This is a genomic window from Shigella sp. SIG3, from assembly GCF_053555855.1.
The window spans coordinates 1-693 of sequence record NZ_JBQZXE010000289.1 but is presented as its reverse complement, the minus strand read 5'-3'; the positions used below and the strand labels follow the sequence as shown (position 1 = coordinate 693).

1 protein-coding gene and 2 pseudogenes are annotated in these 693 nt (G+C 47.5%); all 3 read right to left on the bottom strand.

From position 1 onward, the window contains the following. A pseudogene (locus ACUU1I_RS21010) lies at nt 1-132 on the bottom strand (integrase); the annotation flags it as partial. Between the two features lie 83 nt (nt 133-215). Then, nucleotides 216-356 (bottom strand): annotated as a pseudogene (locus ACUU1I_RS21005) (helix-turn-helix domain-containing protein); the annotation flags it as partial. A gap of 90 nt (nt 357-446) precedes the next feature. After that, on the bottom strand, nt 447-693 hold a 247-nt coding region (locus tag ACUU1I_RS21000; protein WP_449144933.1), incomplete at its 5' end, for a hypothetical protein.

Here is a 693-nt window from a genome sequence, read left to right as displayed (position 1 = left end):
TTCTGCTTTCAGACGATCGTGAAGTTCTTGCGCTTGCCTTTTGTCCGATGTTTCAAGAGAGCGTCTAACTCTTGATCCATCTGGCGCGACGAAATCGCAGTGCCACGTGCCACCGCGTAGTTTGATTGACATGCTTTAACCTCCTGCACATCAACCGCATTCACCGCGCTATTGTGTCTCACAGACTTAAGCGCCGCAATGCAGTCTGACTTGCAAATGCGATATGGGCTTTTAGGTTTATCTGGATTTATCTTTACGGCCTGAAGTCGTCCACTTCGTATCCACTGCGTGATAGTGCCTTTGTCTACCTTCAGATACGACGCTGCCTCTTCACGAGTGAAGATTTCTTCTTCCACCTGGAATCTCCATTTATTGGATTGGTATTATTGCGGTAGGTCTGGATATCATTGAGCAATGAACAGGCCTCATCGAGTATGAGGCTGTGGTTAGTCCTTGCGTAACTCGCTAATTCTTCTGTAAGTCTCTGGTGCTTTGTTTCCGTGTATCTTCATTTCAGACTTCAACAGATCAACGAGGGAATCCCATTCGTTGAGGATGCCTTTGAATGCCGGAACGCGCTTTGCAACCTTGTCGAATGAATCTCTGATTTCTGGGATCTGCTCAACAAGTGCAACGCATCGTCTGAAATCGGCTGCGTCATGGGGAGCGCCGAAGTGATGACCATAGATATTC